This window comes from Ensifer soli (assembly GCF_041928815.1).
GTDB lineage: Bacteria > Pseudomonadota > Alphaproteobacteria > Rhizobiales > Rhizobiaceae > JBHFEI01.
Map to the genome: position 1 here is coordinate 206,806 of NZ_JBHFEI010000006.1, position 14,544 is coordinate 221,349.

General features: G+C 63.8%; 15 protein-coding genes. 1 reads left to right on the top strand and 14 read right to left on the bottom strand.

Going from position 1 to position 14,544, the window contains the following annotated elements:
• Window positions 1-3: 3 nt before the first annotated feature.
• The 5 genes from ACEVQ6_RS11410 to gndA form a co-directional block, all read right to left on the bottom strand.
• A complete protein-coding gene (locus tag ACEVQ6_RS11410; protein ID WP_374889094.1) occupies window positions 4-351 on the bottom strand; it encodes an RcnB family protein in 348 nt (115 codons plus the stop codon).
• Between the two features lie 148 nt (window positions 352-499).
• A complete protein-coding gene (locus ACEVQ6_RS11415) occupies window positions 500-1,948 on the bottom strand; it encodes a TRAP transporter large permease (protein WP_374889095.1) in 1,449 nt (482 codons plus the stop codon).
• Window positions 1,945-2,553, bottom strand: coding sequence for a TRAP transporter small permease subunit (locus ACEVQ6_RS11420; protein WP_374889096.1), 609 nt, complete (start codon window positions 2,551-2,553; stop codon window positions 1,945-1,947). The genes ACEVQ6_RS11415 and ACEVQ6_RS11420 overlap by 4 nt, the downstream gene beginning before the upstream one ends.
• 102 nt (window positions 2,554-2,655) lie before the next feature.
• Window positions 2,656-3,765 carry a TRAP transporter substrate-binding protein gene (locus ACEVQ6_RS11425; RefSeq protein WP_374889097.1) on the bottom strand — a complete coding sequence of 370 codons (1,110 nt, stop codon included), beginning with the start codon at window positions 3,763-3,765 and terminating at the stop codon, window positions 2,656-2,658.
• A 317-nt stretch (window positions 3,766-4,082) separates the two neighbouring features.
• Window positions 4,083-5,513, bottom strand: a complete 1,431-nt coding sequence (gndA, locus tag ACEVQ6_RS11430; RefSeq protein ID WP_374889098.1) for an NADP-dependent phosphogluconate dehydrogenase — start codon at window positions 5,511-5,513, stop codon at window positions 4,083-4,085.
• Between the two features lie 565 nt (window positions 5,514-6,078).
• Between gndA and ACEVQ6_RS11435 the strand changes: the two genes are divergently transcribed.
• Window positions 6,079-6,432 carry a VOC family protein gene (locus ACEVQ6_RS11435; protein WP_374889099.1) on the top strand — a complete coding sequence of 118 codons (354 nt, stop codon included), beginning with the start codon at window positions 6,079-6,081 and terminating at the stop codon, window positions 6,430-6,432.
• Between the two features lie 4 nt (window positions 6,433-6,436).
• Here ACEVQ6_RS11435 and ACEVQ6_RS11440 read toward each other — a convergent pair whose 3' ends face one another.
• From ACEVQ6_RS11440 to cbiB, 9 genes are all read right to left on the bottom strand, one after another.
• Window positions 6,437-7,132: a PAS domain-containing protein gene (locus tag ACEVQ6_RS11440; RefSeq protein ID WP_374889100.1), complete on the bottom strand. Its 696-nt coding sequence runs from the start codon at window positions 7,130-7,132 to the stop codon at window positions 6,437-6,439.
• A 365-nt stretch (window positions 7,133-7,497) separates the two neighbouring features.
• Window positions 7,498-8,433, bottom strand: coding sequence for a lipid A biosynthesis lauroyl acyltransferase (locus ACEVQ6_RS11445; protein WP_374889101.1), 936 nt, complete (start codon window positions 8,431-8,433; stop codon window positions 7,498-7,500).
• A gap of 11 nt (window positions 8,434-8,444) precedes the next feature.
• The gene (locus tag ACEVQ6_RS11450) at window positions 8,445-9,473 is read right to left on the bottom strand and encodes a zinc-binding dehydrogenase (protein WP_374889102.1); all 1,029 of its coding nucleotides are present in this window, start codon (window positions 9,471-9,473) and stop codon (window positions 8,445-8,447) included.
• Window positions 9,474-9,521: 48 nt separating this feature from the next.
• Complete coding sequence (locus ACEVQ6_RS11455) at window positions 9,522-10,817, bottom strand: beta-ketoacyl-ACP synthase (RefSeq protein WP_374889103.1); 1,296 nt, start codon at window positions 10,815-10,817, stop codon at window positions 9,522-9,524.
• 12 nt (window positions 10,818-10,829) lie between these two features.
• Window positions 10,830-12,035, bottom strand: a complete 1,206-nt coding sequence (locus tag ACEVQ6_RS11460; protein WP_374889104.1) for a beta-ketoacyl-ACP synthase — start codon at window positions 12,033-12,035, stop codon at window positions 10,830-10,832.
• Window positions 12,032-12,523, bottom strand: a complete 492-nt coding sequence (locus tag ACEVQ6_RS11465; protein ID WP_374889105.1) for a 3-hydroxyacyl-ACP dehydratase FabZ family protein — start codon at window positions 12,521-12,523, stop codon at window positions 12,032-12,034. The genes ACEVQ6_RS11460 and ACEVQ6_RS11465 overlap by 4 nt, the downstream gene beginning before the upstream one ends.
• 107 nt (window positions 12,524-12,630) lie before the next feature.
• Complete coding sequence (locus ACEVQ6_RS11470; protein ID WP_075626524.1) at window positions 12,631-12,909, bottom strand: acyl carrier protein; 279 nt, start codon at window positions 12,907-12,909, stop codon at window positions 12,631-12,633.
• Window positions 12,910-12,990: 81 nt separating this feature from the next.
• A complete protein-coding gene (locus tag ACEVQ6_RS11475; protein ID WP_374889106.1) occupies window positions 12,991-13,419 on the bottom strand; it encodes a L,D-transpeptidase in 429 nt (142 codons plus the stop codon).
• 123 nt (window positions 13,420-13,542) lie between these two features.
• Entirely contained in the window at window positions 13,543-14,517 is a 975-nt protein-coding gene (gene cbiB / locus ACEVQ6_RS11480; RefSeq protein ID WP_374889107.1) for an adenosylcobinamide-phosphate synthase CbiB, read from the bottom strand.
• Window positions 14,518-14,544 lie beyond the last annotated feature (27 nt).

A 14,544-nucleotide genomic window follows, 5' to 3' on the forward strand; every position in this document is an offset into this window, starting at 1 on the left:
GGGTCATCGCGCGGCGACAAATCCGGCGATGACCCCGTTTGCGACGGAAATCAGAAGGAACTGGTTGTCGATGCGCACCCACTGCTGCCCCCTCGGCGGAGCGCGGAGCTTGTGGCGGCGATAGTCGTTGACGGCGACGATGCGCCGCCGCTCCTCGCGGCTGAGACGGTGTCCCTTTGTCCAGTGATGTCGCTTGACGACCTTGTGCCGCGTCACCGTCTTTTCGACACGCCGCTCCACGTGACCTTCTCGATGCTGGGCCACCTGATAGGATGCGCCACCCGGACCGGCATAGCTGACGGGCGCGAACAGGAACGAACTTGCGACAAGGGTGAGAAAAAGCCGTTTCATCGGGATGTCCTTTCGTTGTGACATCCCCAAACTAGGCGCGGCCCGGTGAACGGAAGCTGAAGACATGGATTACAAATATGTAATCAAATCCATGACTTATGAGATAGTTCTTTCATTCGCACCAATGCATGCAGCGGTCCGCGAGGACCTAGAATTTCGGCGGTGAATCAAGGCCGAAGGACGGTGCCGTGTCGAGCCCTGTCCCACCCGCATCGTTGCCGGGCACGAGGATATGGATGTTGTCCAGATCCTGCACGACGTCCTTGTCGAGGAAGAAGGTGACCATTTCCGGAAATGCGATCAGCAGACCGACAAGGATCAACTGAAGCACGAGCCAAGGGATCGCGCCAAGATAGATATCCTTCGTCGCGACCTGCGAGCGTGGAACGATGCCGCGCAGGTAGAAGAGCGCGAAGCCGAAGGGGGGGTGCATGAAGCTCGTCTGCATGTTGGCGCAGATCATCACGCCGAACCAGATGAGGTCGATGCCGAGCGCCGACGCGGCAGGGGCAAGCAGCGGCACGATGATGAAGGCGATCTCGAAGAAATCGAGAAAGAACGCCATCAGGAAGATGAAGATGTTGACGAAGATCAGAAAGCCGACGACGCCGCCGGGAAGCGAGGTCAGCATCTCCTCGATCCAGTGCCCTCCCCCGACCCCTTGAAAAACCAGGGAGAAGACGCGGGCGCCGAGCAGGATCCAGACAACCATCGCCGTCAGGCGCATGGTGGAATCCATGCCCTGATAGACCAGCGGCCAGGTCAGCCGACCGTTCATCCAGGCCAGCAGCATCGCGCCGACGACGCCCATGGCGCCCGCCTCGGTGGGCGTGGCAAGGCCGAGAAAGATCGTCCCGAGCACGACGAAGATGAGCGCCAGCGACGGCACCATGCCGCGAATGCATTTGCGGTAGAGCGGCCAGCCTCTCAGCGTGCGCGCCTCCGGCGGCAGCGCCGGGACCGCCTCCGGGCGGATGATGGAAAGTATGAAGACCCAGGCCATGAAGAGCAGGACCTGGACGATCGATGCACCGGTCGCGCCGATATACATGTCGCCCGGAGACTTCTGCAACTGGTCTGCCAGTACGATCAGCACGAGCGACGGCGGAATAAGCTGGGTGATGGTGCCGGATGCGGCGATGACGCCCGTCGCATGGCGGGTGTCGTAGCCGTATTTCATCATGATCGGCAGCGAAATCAGCCCCATGGCGATGACGGACGCGGCGACGGTACCCGTGATCGCACCCAGCACCGCGCCGACCAGGATGACGGCATAAGAGAGGCCGCCGCGCACGCCGCCGAACAACTGGCCGAAGCCTTCGAGCAGGTCCTCCGCCAGGCCACAGCGTTCGAGGATCACCCCCATGAAGGTGAAGAAGGGGATCGCCAGCAGCAGTTCGTTGGACAGGACCGAGAAGAGCTGATAGGTCAGATTTCCGAGGAAATCCGGCGCGATCAGTCCCAGTTCGATAGCGAGAAAGCCGAAGAACAGGCCGACGGCGGCGAGCGAAAAGGCGGCCGGATAGCCGATCACCATGAAGATGATCAGGCCGACGAACATCAGCGGCGCGATGTAGTGAATGAGAAGCTCGATCATTGCAGCGGCTTCTCATAGGCGTATTCACGGACATAGCCCGACGTCAGCGCCAGCACGCATTTGATGATCTCCGCAAGGCCTTGCAGCGCGATCAGCGCGAAGCCGAGCGGGATCATCAGCTTCGCCGGCCAGCGCGGCAGGCCGCCGGCATTGAGCGAGCCTTCGTTGGTCACCCAGCTCTCGACGAACCAGGGCCAGGTGAACCAGATCATCAGCAGGCACATCGGCAGGAGAAAGAAGATGCCGCCGAGAAGGTCGATCCAGGTGCGTGTGCGCTCACGGACCGACCCGTAGACCAGATCGACGCGCACATGCTCGTTGACCTTGAGAGTCCATGCCCCGCCGAGCATGACCATGCCCGCGAACATGTACCACTGGGCTTCTGAAAGCGTGTTCGAATTGTTGCGGTAGAGATCGAGAAGCGCGCCGAAGAAGCCGACACCGCCGACATTGCGCTCGAGCCAGAGAATGGAATCGGTGGAATAGCGGAAGACCGCATTGAAGGCCGCGATCAGCGAGGAGAACAGAACCAGATAGATCGCCACGATGCCGATCCGCCGCGACAGTTCATCGACGGCGGCGGTAAACCTCAAAGCCAATGTCACCTCTGTCCCCTTCCGCTTCTTGTGACGGATCGTGCCGCGCCGGCATTCTTCGACCGGCGGGATCAAGGCGCCGGCCCGGGGCCGGCGCCGGCATGTCGTGCGTCAGCCCAGCTTTCCGGCGCGCTGGAGCTGCATCATGAAGGTGTCGTTGGTGTATTCGGCCACCTGCTGCCACAGGAAGGTTTCCTTGCGGAACGCCTTGATCGAACCCCAGATCGTCTTGAAATCCTCGTTCTTGCCTTCGTACTCGGCGTAGACCGCCTCGGCGGCCTCGAAACAGGCTGTCAGGATCTCCGGAGAGAAGGGGCGAAGCTGGGCACCGGCGGCAACCAGCTTCTTGATCGCGGTCGGGTTCAGGTAATCGTATTTCTGCAGCATGTTGGCGTCCGTCGCCTGAGCGGCGGTGCGGACGAGCGACTGGTAGTTCCTGGGCAGTTCGTCGAACTTGGCCTTGTTGAACATCAGGTGCACGGTCGGCCCGCCCTCCCAGAAGCCGGGATAATAGTAGTAGGGCGCGACCTTCTGAAAGCCGAGCTTCTCGTCGTCATAGGGTCCGACCCATTCCGCGGCATCGATCGTTCCCTTTTCCAGGGCCTGATAGATTTCACCGCCGGCGATCTGTTGCGGAATGACCCCGAGCTTGGCGACGATCGCTCCGGCAAAGCCGCCAATGCGGAACTTCAGCCCCTGGAGGTCGGCCGCCGTCTTGATTTCCTTGCGGAACCAACCGCCCATCTGCACGCCGGTATTGCCTCCGGGAAGCGCGACAAGGTTCTGCTTGGCGAAGAAGGCATTGCAGAGATCGATACCGCCACCGTGATACTGCCAGGCATTCATGCCGCGTGCGTTGAGCGCAAAGGGAACCGCGGCGGCCAGCGCCCAGACGGGGTCCTTGCCCCAGTAATAATAGGACACCGTATGGCAGGCCTCGACCGTGCCGGCCGATGCCGCGTCGGCCGCCTGGAGCCCGGGAACGAGTTCCCCGGCGGCGAAGACCTGGATCTGGAAATTGCCGTCCGTGGCTTCGGAGACATACTTGGCGAAGACTTCCGCTCCGCCATAGATCGTGTCGAGCCCCTTGGGGAAAGACGAGGTCAGCCGCCAGCTGATCTTCGGCGCGCTCTGCGCCAGCGCAGGGGCCGCAAGGGCAGTGGCGGCCGCAGCACCTGCACCACCGAGGCCTGCGCGTTTTATGAATGAACGACGATCCATGAAAACCTCCCTTTTTTGACACCGATGCACAGCACTCGGACTGCACATATCTCCATCCCGGCGCCGAGCTTACACACTCGACTCTGTCTGTCCAGCCATCGCGACCGGCCGGGCCCCAGACTTTTGTCGAAGATGTTGATTGAGAACGAAATTGCTTAAAAGCTAGGCAAATCAACGGACTGAATGGCGGCGCGACTTCAGGCTCTCGGGTTGCGGACCACCGCCGTCCTTCGATATTCGCGAGAACAACCCGGTGACTGGAACGAAGAGAGCCCCGTAAGGGGCTCTCTCAGGCGATCATGTCGTTGGGAACGGTGTCAGGCGTTGAGGCCGCTGCCCCACGGGCCATGGTGGGAATCGGCGCCGTCGATGCGATCGAAACCGTGGGCACCGAAGAAGTCACGTTGCGCCTGGATGATGTTGGCCGTGCCGCGCGCGCGACGATAGCTGTCGAAATAGCCGAGCGCGGACGCGAGCGCCGGAACCGGCAGGCCGGCGAGAACGGCGGCGGAGACCGTTCGCCGAAGCGCACCGTCCGTTTCCGATACGAGCGCCGCGAAGGCCGGCGTGACGATCAGGTTGGCCGCATCCGGCGCCTTGGTGAAGGCGGTGGTGATCTCGTCGAGGAACTGGGAGCGGATGATGCAGCCGGCGCGCCAGATTTTCGCAATCTCCGGCATGGGCAGCGACCAGTCGAATTCTTTGGACGCGGCCGACATGACAGCGAAACCCTGCGCATAGGCGCCGATCTTGGCGGCCAGCAAGGCATTCTCGAGATCCTTGATAAACGCCGCCTTGTCCGCGACCGCAAGCGGCGCCACTTTCGGCAGGCCGAGCACGGCTTCCGCCGCCTCGCGTTCGGCCTTGGCCGAGGAAATGCTGCGGGCGGCAACGGCCGCCTCGATCGCGGTGGCCGGAACGCCCATGTTCTGCGCCTCGATCACCGACCACTTGCCGGTGCCCTTCTGGCCGGCCTTGTCGAGGATCATGTCGACGATCGGACTGCCGCTGATCGGGTCCGCCGCCGCGAGCACCTTTTCGGTGATCTCGATCAGGTAGGAGTTCAGGCGGCCCTTGTTCCAGGCGCCGAACACATCCGAGATTTCGCCGGCGCTCAAGCCGAGCCCGTCGCGCAGGATGCCGTAGATCTCGGCGATCATCTGCATGTCGGCATATTCGATGCCATTGTGGATCGTCTTGACGAAATGACCCGCGCCGTTTTCGCCGAGCCAGGCGCAGCAGGGCGTCCCGTCATATTTCGCCGCGATGGAGGTGAGCACCTTCTCGACGCGACGGTAGGACTCTTCTGTGCCGCCGACCATGATCGACGGACCGTGGCGCGCGCCCTCCTCGCCGCCCGACACGCCCATGCCGATGAAGGTCAGGCCGCTATCCTTCAGGGCGTCGAAACGGCGCATCGTGTCGCGGAAGTTGGCATTGCCGGCATCGATCATGATGTCGCCCTTCGAAAGATAGGGCTCGAGCAGCTTCATCTGCTCGTCGACCGCATCGCCGGCCTTGATCATGATGATGATCGGACGCGGCGGACGGATCGCGGCGACGAATTCCTCGATTGTCTCACAGGGCACGATCTGATCCTTGAGCGCACCCGCTTCCTCGTAGAATTCGTGCGTGCGCGCAGCCGTCCTGTTGAACACGGCGATCGTGTTGCCCTTCTCGGCGATATTGAGCGACAGGTTCGCCCCCATCACGCCGAGACCGATTAGGCCGATTTCCGCCTGCGCCATGTGTTTGCCTCCATTCGACTTTGGTTGGACGGAGTTTTGGCACTCAAATCGATTTGGGACAAGCCGGAGAGGGTGAGATTCGCCGATATCTACCGCGCCCCCCGGGATACGGACCTGACGCCCATCACGGTCGGCTGATCTCACCAAGCCCTAAGATATGCGGAGCGGAGAGGTCCGGACATGCGCGTCTATCCCTCTAAAATCGTCCATGAACCGGTCGCCAGGCCGTGGACTGCGGTCTGCCGCCTCGCATCACATCCTGAGACCATGGCACGCTTGGCGCCGGTTTCAAGCGCCGCGACGACCCCTGTATCACAGCAGGTCCGCTCGGCAGCGTCTGCTTCACTGCGCAAAACGACGTCGGCATTCTTGACAATCCCGTCGTCCTGACCGACGGAACGGAGGTCGGGAACACCCTGCGGGTCAAACCGGACGGGGCGGAGATCATGTTCTCGCCGTTTCAGTTGTCTGACACGACCGACCAGCCACGCGCCGGCGACGCGAAACGGGTTCCCAAGGATCTGAACAGGCTGAAGGACACTCTGGAAAAGGAGGCGCAGGCGCCATGAGCACGACGGACGACAGACGCCGCATCGACTATATCGAGTTCAACGTGTCCAGCATCGCCGCAAGCCGCGCTTTCTACGGCGCCGCTTTCGGCTGGACCTTCACGGATTACGGCCCGGACTATTGCGAGTTTTCCGACGGTCGGCTGACCGGTGGCTTCACGACCACCGCCCCTGTCGGCAGCGGAGGTCCGCTCGTCATTCTCCATGCCGACGATCTCGAGAAAGCGGAGGCGGCGGTCACCGCAGCCGGCGGGCGGATCGTCACACCGATCTTCGCCTTCCCCGGTGGACGCCGCTTCCACTTCGCCGACCCCGACGGCTACGAACTGGCCGTCTGGTCGAAACAGTAGCGCCTCAGGCGGCGATCGAACGACGGCGATCGGCCTGATACTGGATGATGACGATGGCGCCGATCATCCGTCCCGTTGCCGAGAAGCAGGGCTTCATCCGGCAGCGAACCACGACTGTGCGGCCCTCGACCTGCTTGGCGAAGGAGTAATCCACCATTTCGCCTGCGAAACAGCGGTCCAGATTGGCCTGGACGCGTTGCTCGAAACGCCTGAGCCCGATGAATTCGACGATATGGCGCCCGATCATGTCGATCGGACGCTGATCGAGATAGGTTGCGTTGGTCGCATTCACATAGGCGTAGCGATAGTCGGGCGTGATGACCGCGATGCGATCGGGCAGGCAATCGAGGATCACCTCGTTCAACAGGCCCTCATCCGCGAGATCCCGCGCCCGCGCGAGAAACGAGAGATGCGCCTGCTCCGGCGTCGCCTCGGAGAAATATCGCGAGATCAGCGACTGCAGGAATTTCGAGTTCCGCATCACGGAGGCAGGATCCTCGGCCTCGACACGGATGAGGTCGATGAAAAACTGAAACTGGCTGCGCGCGTCCACTGGATTGGTGACGGCCTCGCCATAGATATCCATGAGAGCAGGCTCGAGCTCGCGGTCGAGCGTGGCGATTGCATCGGCGTCGTTGTTGCGCACCGCATATTGCAGCTGGGAATACTTGAACCAGAATTGTTCGATGCGCGTCTTCATGTCCCTGTCTCCCGAAAGGGCGACGCCGGTTTGAAAGTCCGATGTGCATCGGATCGCAAGGACGGGTTACCATCAACCACCCTCCGCCTTACGGAAAACGCACCCCAACCGCGAAACGCCGATCGCCTTGGGTAATCCTACACCGAACGCCAAGGCATTCAACAGCCAAACCCAGCATGCAAAAACTCGCAGTCATTTTCCGATGAAATAACGCCGGAATGCGCCCGAAACCGTCGAAACCGAAGCCGACCGGGTTCAAAAGGCCGTTTTGACGGTCCTTGGCGCAGGATGACAGCGGGTATCGATGACCGAATCACCTGCGGTTGCATTCGATGGCACGGCGGAACGGTGCTCGTCAGCCCTGCTCAATCCGTCGCCCCGAGATCGCGCCGGATGTTCCAGCGATCGTGATACCAGAGCCACTGGCCGGGATACTCGCGCACCCAGCTTTCCACCTTGTCGTTCAGCGCCTGGGCGGTGCGGTCGACATCGACGCTGCCGTCCGCCTTGCGCGGGATCTCGAAGGCCGGCTCCAGTTCGAGCCGGAAACGGCCGCCGGGCAGGCGAATGCAGCGGGCGGGATAGACGTCGCAGCCGAACTGTCGGACGAGCTTGGCGAGAAGCGGGTTGGTCTGCACCTCGCGGCCGAAGAAGGTTGTCTTCAGACCCTTTCTGAATTTCTGATCGACCAGGACGCCGACGGCGCCGCCGCGCTCGAGTTTTCGCGCCAGGGTGAAGGAGGAACCCGCATGGGACGGCACCAGCGTGCCCATTCTCTTCTTGCGGAACTCGTAGACTTTCTCGGCGATATAGGGATTGTTCGGAGGGCGGAAGAGCACCGTGACATCAAGGCCGAAGGCGGCCCCTGCCACCGGCAGCATCTCGAAATTGCCGCTATGCGCCGTGAAGACGATGAATGGACGGGGATTGTCGCGAAGCGCGAGGAAGAGCGGAATGCCAGACACCTCGACGCGGCCCGGCTGCGGCCGTGCGGGATCGAAGTCGAAAAGCGTATCGAGGAAGACATATTCCGCCGCCAGCCGGCCCATGCTGCCCCAGCTCTCCAGCGCGATCGCCTGGATCTCCTCCTCGGATTTTTCCGGGAAGGCATTGCGCAGGTTGACGAGCGTCAACCGATGGCGGCGCGTCTTCGGGCCGACCCAGCGGGCAAAGCGATCGGCAAAGCCGATCGCGGCATCTGCGGGAAACAGCTTGAGGATTGAAAGCGGCAGAAAGGCCAGCTGGGCGATCAGCCATTGCCGCGCCCTGATGCCGGCAAGCACGGCTTTGGTCGCAAGCATCTTCACGAGGCCTATTCCACCCTCAGGATGATCTTGCCGAACACCTGCCGCGACTCCATCCGTTCGAGCGCCGTCGCCAGACCGTCGAAGCCGATCTCTGTGTCGATGACGGGATGAACGAGGCCGCGCGCCATCTTCTGCATCGCGTCCGCAATGTTCTGCATGCGACAGCCGAAGGAGCCGATCAGGCGCAGCTGCTGCTGGAAAAGCATCATCAGGTTGATGCTCGCGGAGACACCCGAGGTGGAGCCGCATGTCACCAGACGGCCACCACGCTTGAGGCAGAGCATGGATCCCGCCCAGGTCTCGGCACCGACATGCTCGAAGACGACGTCGACGCCCTTCTTCCTGGTCAGCTTGCGCACCGCGCCCTCGAAGCGATCGGTCCGGTAGTTGATGACATGGTCGGCGCCGAGCGCTCGCGCCTTCTCGATCTTGTCGTCCGAACCGACCGTGGTGATCACGGTGCAGCCGAGCCTGCGGGCGAGCTGGATCGCCGCCGTGCCGATGCCGGAGCCGCCGGCATGGACGAGGATGATCTCACCGGCTTCGAGCCGGGCGTTGTCGAAAAGCATGTGCTCGACGGTACCGAACGTCACCGGCGCGAGCGCCGCACCGACGGCATCGACGCCGGGAGGCGCCGGAACGAGCAGGCGCGCCGGAAGGTTCACTTTCTCCTGTGCGAAACCGTCGAGATGAAATCCGTGCACGCCGCCGACATGTTCGCAGAGATTGTCGCGGCCCTCTCGGCATGGGCGGCAGAGGCCACAGGTCCGAGCGCCATAGATCGAGACGAGCTGGCCCGGCAGCACATGGGCAACGCCCGGCCCGATGGTTTCCACGACGCCGGCTGCCTCCGCGCCGATCACCAGCGGCATCTTGCGCTTGGCGAAGGCCATGCCGCGCCATCCCCAGACGTCGATATGGTTGAGCGCGACTGCCTTGACGCGCAGCGTCACCTCGCCCGGGCCGGGCGCCTCGGGTTCCGGGAGGTCGACGACCTCGAGCTTGCGATCCTCAACGAGTTGCAGCGCGCGCATGGCAATGTTCCTGGCAGCTTTGCCGGCATTCTTGCCGGTCGGCACCGTTTAGGCGGGTTCCGCCGTCATGACAAGGCTGGCGTTCTGCCCGCCGAAACCGAAGGAGTTAGACAGCACCGCCGTCACCCGGGCGTCACGTTTCACATTCGGGACGACGTCGAGCACGATCGCCGGGTCGGGGTTGACATAGTTGATGGTGGGCGGAAGCGTGCCGCTTGCCATGGTCTTCAGCGAGAACACCGCCTCGACGGCGCCGGCCGCCGTCAGCGTATGGCCGATCATCGACTTGTTCGAGGAAACGGGGATATTCGCCAGCCCCTCGCCGAAGACGGTCGACATGGAGAGATATTCCATCTTGTCGTTCTCGGGCGTCGAGGTCCCGTGCGCATTGATATAACCGATCTCGCCCTCCGAAATACCGGCATCGGCGAGCGCGGCGCGGATCGTCGCAATCGCCGGCCCGCCGTCCGGGGAGGAGCGGGTACGGTGAAACAGATCAGCCTTTTCGCCGCAGCCCTTGAGGATCCCGTAGATCCGGGCGCCACGGCTCACCGCCGCCTCTAACGATTCCAGCACCAGCGTCGCCGCTCCCTCGGCGATGACGAATCCGTCCCGGTCCTTCGTGAAGGGTTTGGAGGCTTTTTCCGGCGGGTCGTTCTGGGTCGAGAGGGCTGAAAGCAGCGCGAAGCGGATCAGCGCCTCGGCGCTGACGGATCCATCGGTCGCGACCGTCAGGGCCCGGTCGGTGCGCCCCTGCCGGATCGCCTCGACGCCGAGCTGGATCGCGGTCGCGCCGGAGGCGCAGGCGGTCGAGAGCGTGACGGGCAGACCGCGGGTGCCGAAGCGGTCGGCGAGACGCTCGGAGATCGCGCCGAACAGCGACGCCTCGTGGAAGGCCGGATCGGGACGCACGCGCATCGCGGCGAGGAAACGGTTGTAGGCGTCGTTCGCCGCCTGCGGCGGGCCCGACCGGTCGGCCAGCGCGAAGCGCGCGCTCCATTCCGGCTCGATCGGCGGAGCCGCGAGGAAAAGCGGACCGTTGAAGGCGCCGGAGAGGCCGGCTTGCGCGAGGGCCTCCACGGTCGTCTCCCGCGCCATGGCGAAGGAGCGCTCGACCGGATTTGCCACCGGCAGGTCGATGAAATCGACGGTGCCGCTGATCCGCGTGGAAAGCCCGTCTGTGGGGAAGCGGGTGATAGCATGGATGCCGGACGTGCCGGCCGTCAGCGCCGCCCAGTTGTCGTCGAGCCCCTGCCCGAGCGAGGTGATGACGCCCATGCCGGTAACGGCGACCAGCGGGCGGCCGAGGTGATCGACATAGGCTTGCGCGGCGGTGATGTTCATCTGCCGGTCTCCTTACGCTTCCCGGGTCAGCACGGCGACGCCCTCGCCGCGCGCATGGCCGACCGTCGTCACCACCGCTGTCTCGGCCGGAGCGCCAGCCGGTCGGTCCGCATCTCCGTCGAAGGCAGGGACGACGGCTTTTTCGCCCAGCGCCAGCGCGGCGAGCGCGAGGCCGAGCGGAAACTGCGCCTCGATGCCATGCCCGAACAGGTCGCCATAGGCCCGCAGGGGAGCGGCAGGCAGGACGCGGCCGAGCACGTCCAGTTCCCGCCGGGTCGGCTCCAGCAATCCCGACGCGCCGGAGAACACGATGGCCGACATTGGCTCGATCGCTATCGCGGGCGCGAGAAGGCGCGTCAGCCGCTCCTCGAAAGCCGCGCCATCCCTTCCGCCACGATCGCCTTCGATCGCGGCGATCGTCGCATAGATCCGCGCGCCGCGCGCCTCGGCATGGGCGCGCGATTCGAGAACGAGAAAGGCGCCGACGGAGCCCAGCACCATGCCGCCGCCGTCCGCCTCCGTGCGTCCACGCAAGGGATGCCAGGCGCCCGCCGTGCAGCCGCCGATCGCCTCGATCAGCAGCAGAAGATCGATGCGCTCGGCATTCAGGGCGCCACCGACCAGACAATGGGTCGACTGGCCGGCGGCGATCCGCGCATGGGCCGTCTCCACCGCCGAGATGCCGGCGGCCTCCTCGCCCATGAAGGTGCGCGACGAGCCCGTCACCTTGTGAACGATCGAGATGTTGCCGGCGAGAAGGTTGGAAAGCTGCGCGAGGAACAGCGTCGGGCGCAGCTCCGTCGTCAGCTTCTCGTTGAGCAGGTGCTCGCGGTCGTTGCGTTTCAGCGCCTCGTCGACGATCAGCGAATCGACGGCGATGTCGCGTTCCCCGCCACCGGCGGCGACGATCATGTCCATGCTGCCGCAGGCATCGAGATCCGTTTTCAATCCGGCATCGTCGAGGGCAAGGCCGGCGGCGAAGACGCCGAGGCGCTGCCAGTTCTCCATCTGCCGCTGGTCGCCGCGCTTGGGGATCTGCGCCGACCAGTCGATCGGCGGCAGCGGATGGACCGGATAGGGCGCGAAGCGCTCGGTATCGATCCGGATCTCCGGCGCGCGTTCCGCCTTGAGGAGCGCCGCATGAGCCTCGGCGCCGACGCCCTGGCTGGTGACGATACCGACGCCGGTGATGACGACATCCCGTGCCGAGCCTGTCATGGTCGCTCCTCCCCTTCCGTCCGGCGGGCCATCGCCTCGATGAGGCCGACCTCTTCGGCGCGCCGGCGCACGACCGGGCCGAGCGGCACCTGGTCGAACGGAATGGTCTTCAGTTTCAGTTGCCCGTCGCAGATCTTCCTGCCGGCGGAGGTGATCCGTGCCTTGGCCACGGCATAGCCGGAGCCCTGATGCTCAAGCCGGGCCTCGATATCGAGAACGAAACCGGGCTCGACCATGCCGCGAATCTTTGCGCCGTCGACCGACATCAGCAGCGGCATGGCCGAAAATCCGTTCGCGGCCAGGAGCAGGAAGCCCGAGGCCTGCGCCATCGTCTCGATCAGGAGGACGCCGGGCACGAGCGGGTAGCCGGGGAAATGCCCCTCGAAGACGGGACTTTCACCGGGAACCACGGAGCGGGCGAGAAGCGTTTCCGCGTCGAGGTCGACACGCTCCACCCGATCGATCATCTGGAAATATTCAAGAAGCATGCGGGGTTCACGCCTGTCTCTGAATGTCGCCCCATGAAACGACCGGCCCTGCAACCTGATGGCGCCCGGCTGGTCACACAAGGTGGCGGATATATCGGCGAGACGACTCAGCCCTTGGCGGCCCGCAACGCGTCGATCTTGGCGCAGAGATTTTTCAGGACGAAATACTCCTCCGTCGAAACCTTACCCTCGTTGACGTCCTGGGTCCACTGCTCCAGCGGGATCTTGATGCCGAATTCCTTGTCGATCGCAAAGACGATGTCGAGGAAATCGAGGCTGTCGATGCCGAGATCGTCGATCGTGTGGCTTTCGGGCGTGATCGTCTCGCGATCGATCTCGCTCGTCTCCGCGATGATGTCGGCAACCTTGTCGAATGTAGCAGTCACGCGCCTACCTCATAAATAGCTGGCTTTTGGCGAAGCTATAGGTAAACGCGCCGCAAAAGCCAATGGCCTCGGCGCTCGGTATCAACGGGTCACGACGATTTTCGTATTGCCGAGGCCGTGGCGCCGCGTCAGCGAGAAGAACTGGGCCGCATTGTCCGGATGAAGCCGGACGCAGCCATGCGATGCCGGCCGCCCCAGCCGCTTCAGGTCATAGGTCGCATGCACGGCATAGCCGCCGTTGTAGAACACGGCATAGGGCATCGGCGCATCGTCGTATTTGCGCGAGCGATGGTTGCGCGACAGCCATTTCGCCTTCCAGCTTCCCTGCGGCGTGACGAAACCCTTGCGGGCCGTCGAGACCTTCCAGCGATAGGTGACGACACCGTTCTGCGAGACCGTCATGGTCTGGGACGACAGGCTGACCTGGGCGATGAGGCTGGCGGCCAATGTCGTCGAGGCAAAGGCATGGGAGAAAAGCACGGCGAGACAGGCCGCGACGAGAATGCGCATGAATCCCCTCCGGATCGCGTCAATAAAATCGTGATGTATTCGTTGGCGACGGAACGGATGATACCGGAATTTTATTCGCGGAGTCGCGGCATGACGATTTAACCTTAATCCACATATCGATTTTCAAGAAATGAGGACTGCCGGCAACAGCAACGCCAGGACCAGCAGCGTGCAGGCCCGGTAGAAAAGACGAATGCCGGCCTCGATGTCGGCCGCGCCGGCATCGCCACGCCCCTCCGGGTTCTGCATCGGCTCCTCGACGCGGACGCCGCCGTAGACGCGCGGGCCGGCAAGCTGGATGCCGAGCGTGCCCGCCATCGCCGTCTCCGGCCAGCCCGCGTTCGGCGAGCGATGCAGGCCGTGATCGCGGAGGCAGACGGCGAGCGCGCGGCGCGCCGTCTCCATGCCGTGGAGCGACCCGGCCGCGCCGATCAGAAGGAGCGCGGAGAGCCGCGCGGGCAGCAAGTTGGCCAGATCATCCAGCCGGGCGGACGCCCAGCCGAACTGCCGGTACCGCTCGCTGCGATGGCCGATCATCGAATCGGCGGTGTTCAGCATCTTGTAGGCGAGAATGCCCGGCAGGCCGAGAACGAGATACCAGAAGGCCGGTGCCACGACGCCGTCGGAAAAATTCTCCGACAGGCTTTCGATCGCCGCACGCGACACGCCGGCCTGGTCGAGCGTGGCCGGATCGCGGCCGACGATCCTCGACACGGCCCGCCTGCCGCCGGCAAGCCCCTCGGACCGCAGCGCCGAGGCGACCGCGCCGACGTGGTCGGCAAGGCTTTTCTGCGCCAAGAAGACGGCGACGACGGCGATTTCCGCCAACCGTCCCGCATCGCCGAAGAAACGGAGCACACCTGCGGCGATCCACCCGGCAAGGAGGCTCGCGCCGAGCAGCACCGCGATTGTCAGGACGCCGCCGAGACGGCGCAGCCTGTCTCCAAAGATCGGCCGGTTGAACACGCGCTCGAAGCCGGAGATCGCGCGGCCGAAAATGGCGACCGGATGGGAGAATCGTTTCCAGAGCCAATCGGGATCGCCGACAAGGCGATCCAGCACCAGCGCAGCCGCAAGCATGCCGAAGGCGGCACTCATCGAAACCGCCTCCCGTCATACCGCAGG

Coding starts and splice junctions, on each gene's coding strand:
- ACEVQ6_RS11410 (WP_374889094.1), bottom strand. CDS start 351: ATGAAACGGCTTTTTCTCACCCTTGTCGCAAGTTCGTTCCTGTTCGCG.
- ACEVQ6_RS11415 (WP_374889095.1), bottom strand. CDS start 1,948: ATGATCGAGCTTCTCATTCACTACATCGCGCCGCTGATGTTCGTCGGC.
- ACEVQ6_RS11425 (WP_374889097.1), bottom strand. CDS start 3,765: ATGGATCGTCGTTCATTCATAAAACGCGCAGGCCTCGGTGGTGCAGGT.
- gndA (WP_374889098.1), bottom strand. CDS start 5,513: ATGGCGCAGGCGGAAATCGGCCTAATCGGTCTCGGCGTGATGGGGGCG.
- ACEVQ6_RS11435 (WP_374889099.1), top strand. CDS start 6,079: ATGAGCACGACGGACGACAGACGCCGCATCGACTATATCGAGTTCAAC.
- ACEVQ6_RS11440 (WP_374889100.1), bottom strand. CDS start 7,132: ATGAAGACGCGCATCGAACAATTCTGGTTCAAGTATTCCCAGCTGCAA.
- ACEVQ6_RS11445 (WP_374889101.1), bottom strand. CDS start 8,433: ATGCTTGCGACCAAAGCCGTGCTTGCCGGCATCAGGGCGCGGCAATGG.
- ACEVQ6_RS11450 (WP_374889102.1), bottom strand. CDS start 9,473: ATGCGCGCGCTGCAACTCGTTGAGGATCGCAAGCTCGAGGTCGTCGAC.
- ACEVQ6_RS11455 (WP_374889103.1), bottom strand. CDS start 10,817: ATGAACATCACCGCCGCGCAAGCCTATGTCGATCACCTCGGCCGCCCG.
- ACEVQ6_RS11460 (WP_374889104.1), bottom strand. CDS start 12,035: ATGACAGGCTCGGCACGGGATGTCGTCATCACCGGCGTCGGTATCGTC.
- ACEVQ6_RS11465 (WP_374889105.1), bottom strand. CDS start 12,523: ATGCTTCTTGAATATTTCCAGATGATCGATCGGGTGGAGCGTGTCGAC.
- ACEVQ6_RS11475 (WP_374889106.1), bottom strand. CDS start 13,419: ATGCGCATTCTCGTCGCGGCCTGTCTCGCCGTGCTTTTCTCCCATGCC.
- cbiB (WP_374889107.1), bottom strand. CDS start 14,517: ATGAGTGCCGCCTTCGGCATGCTTGCGGCTGCGCTGGTGCTGGATCGC.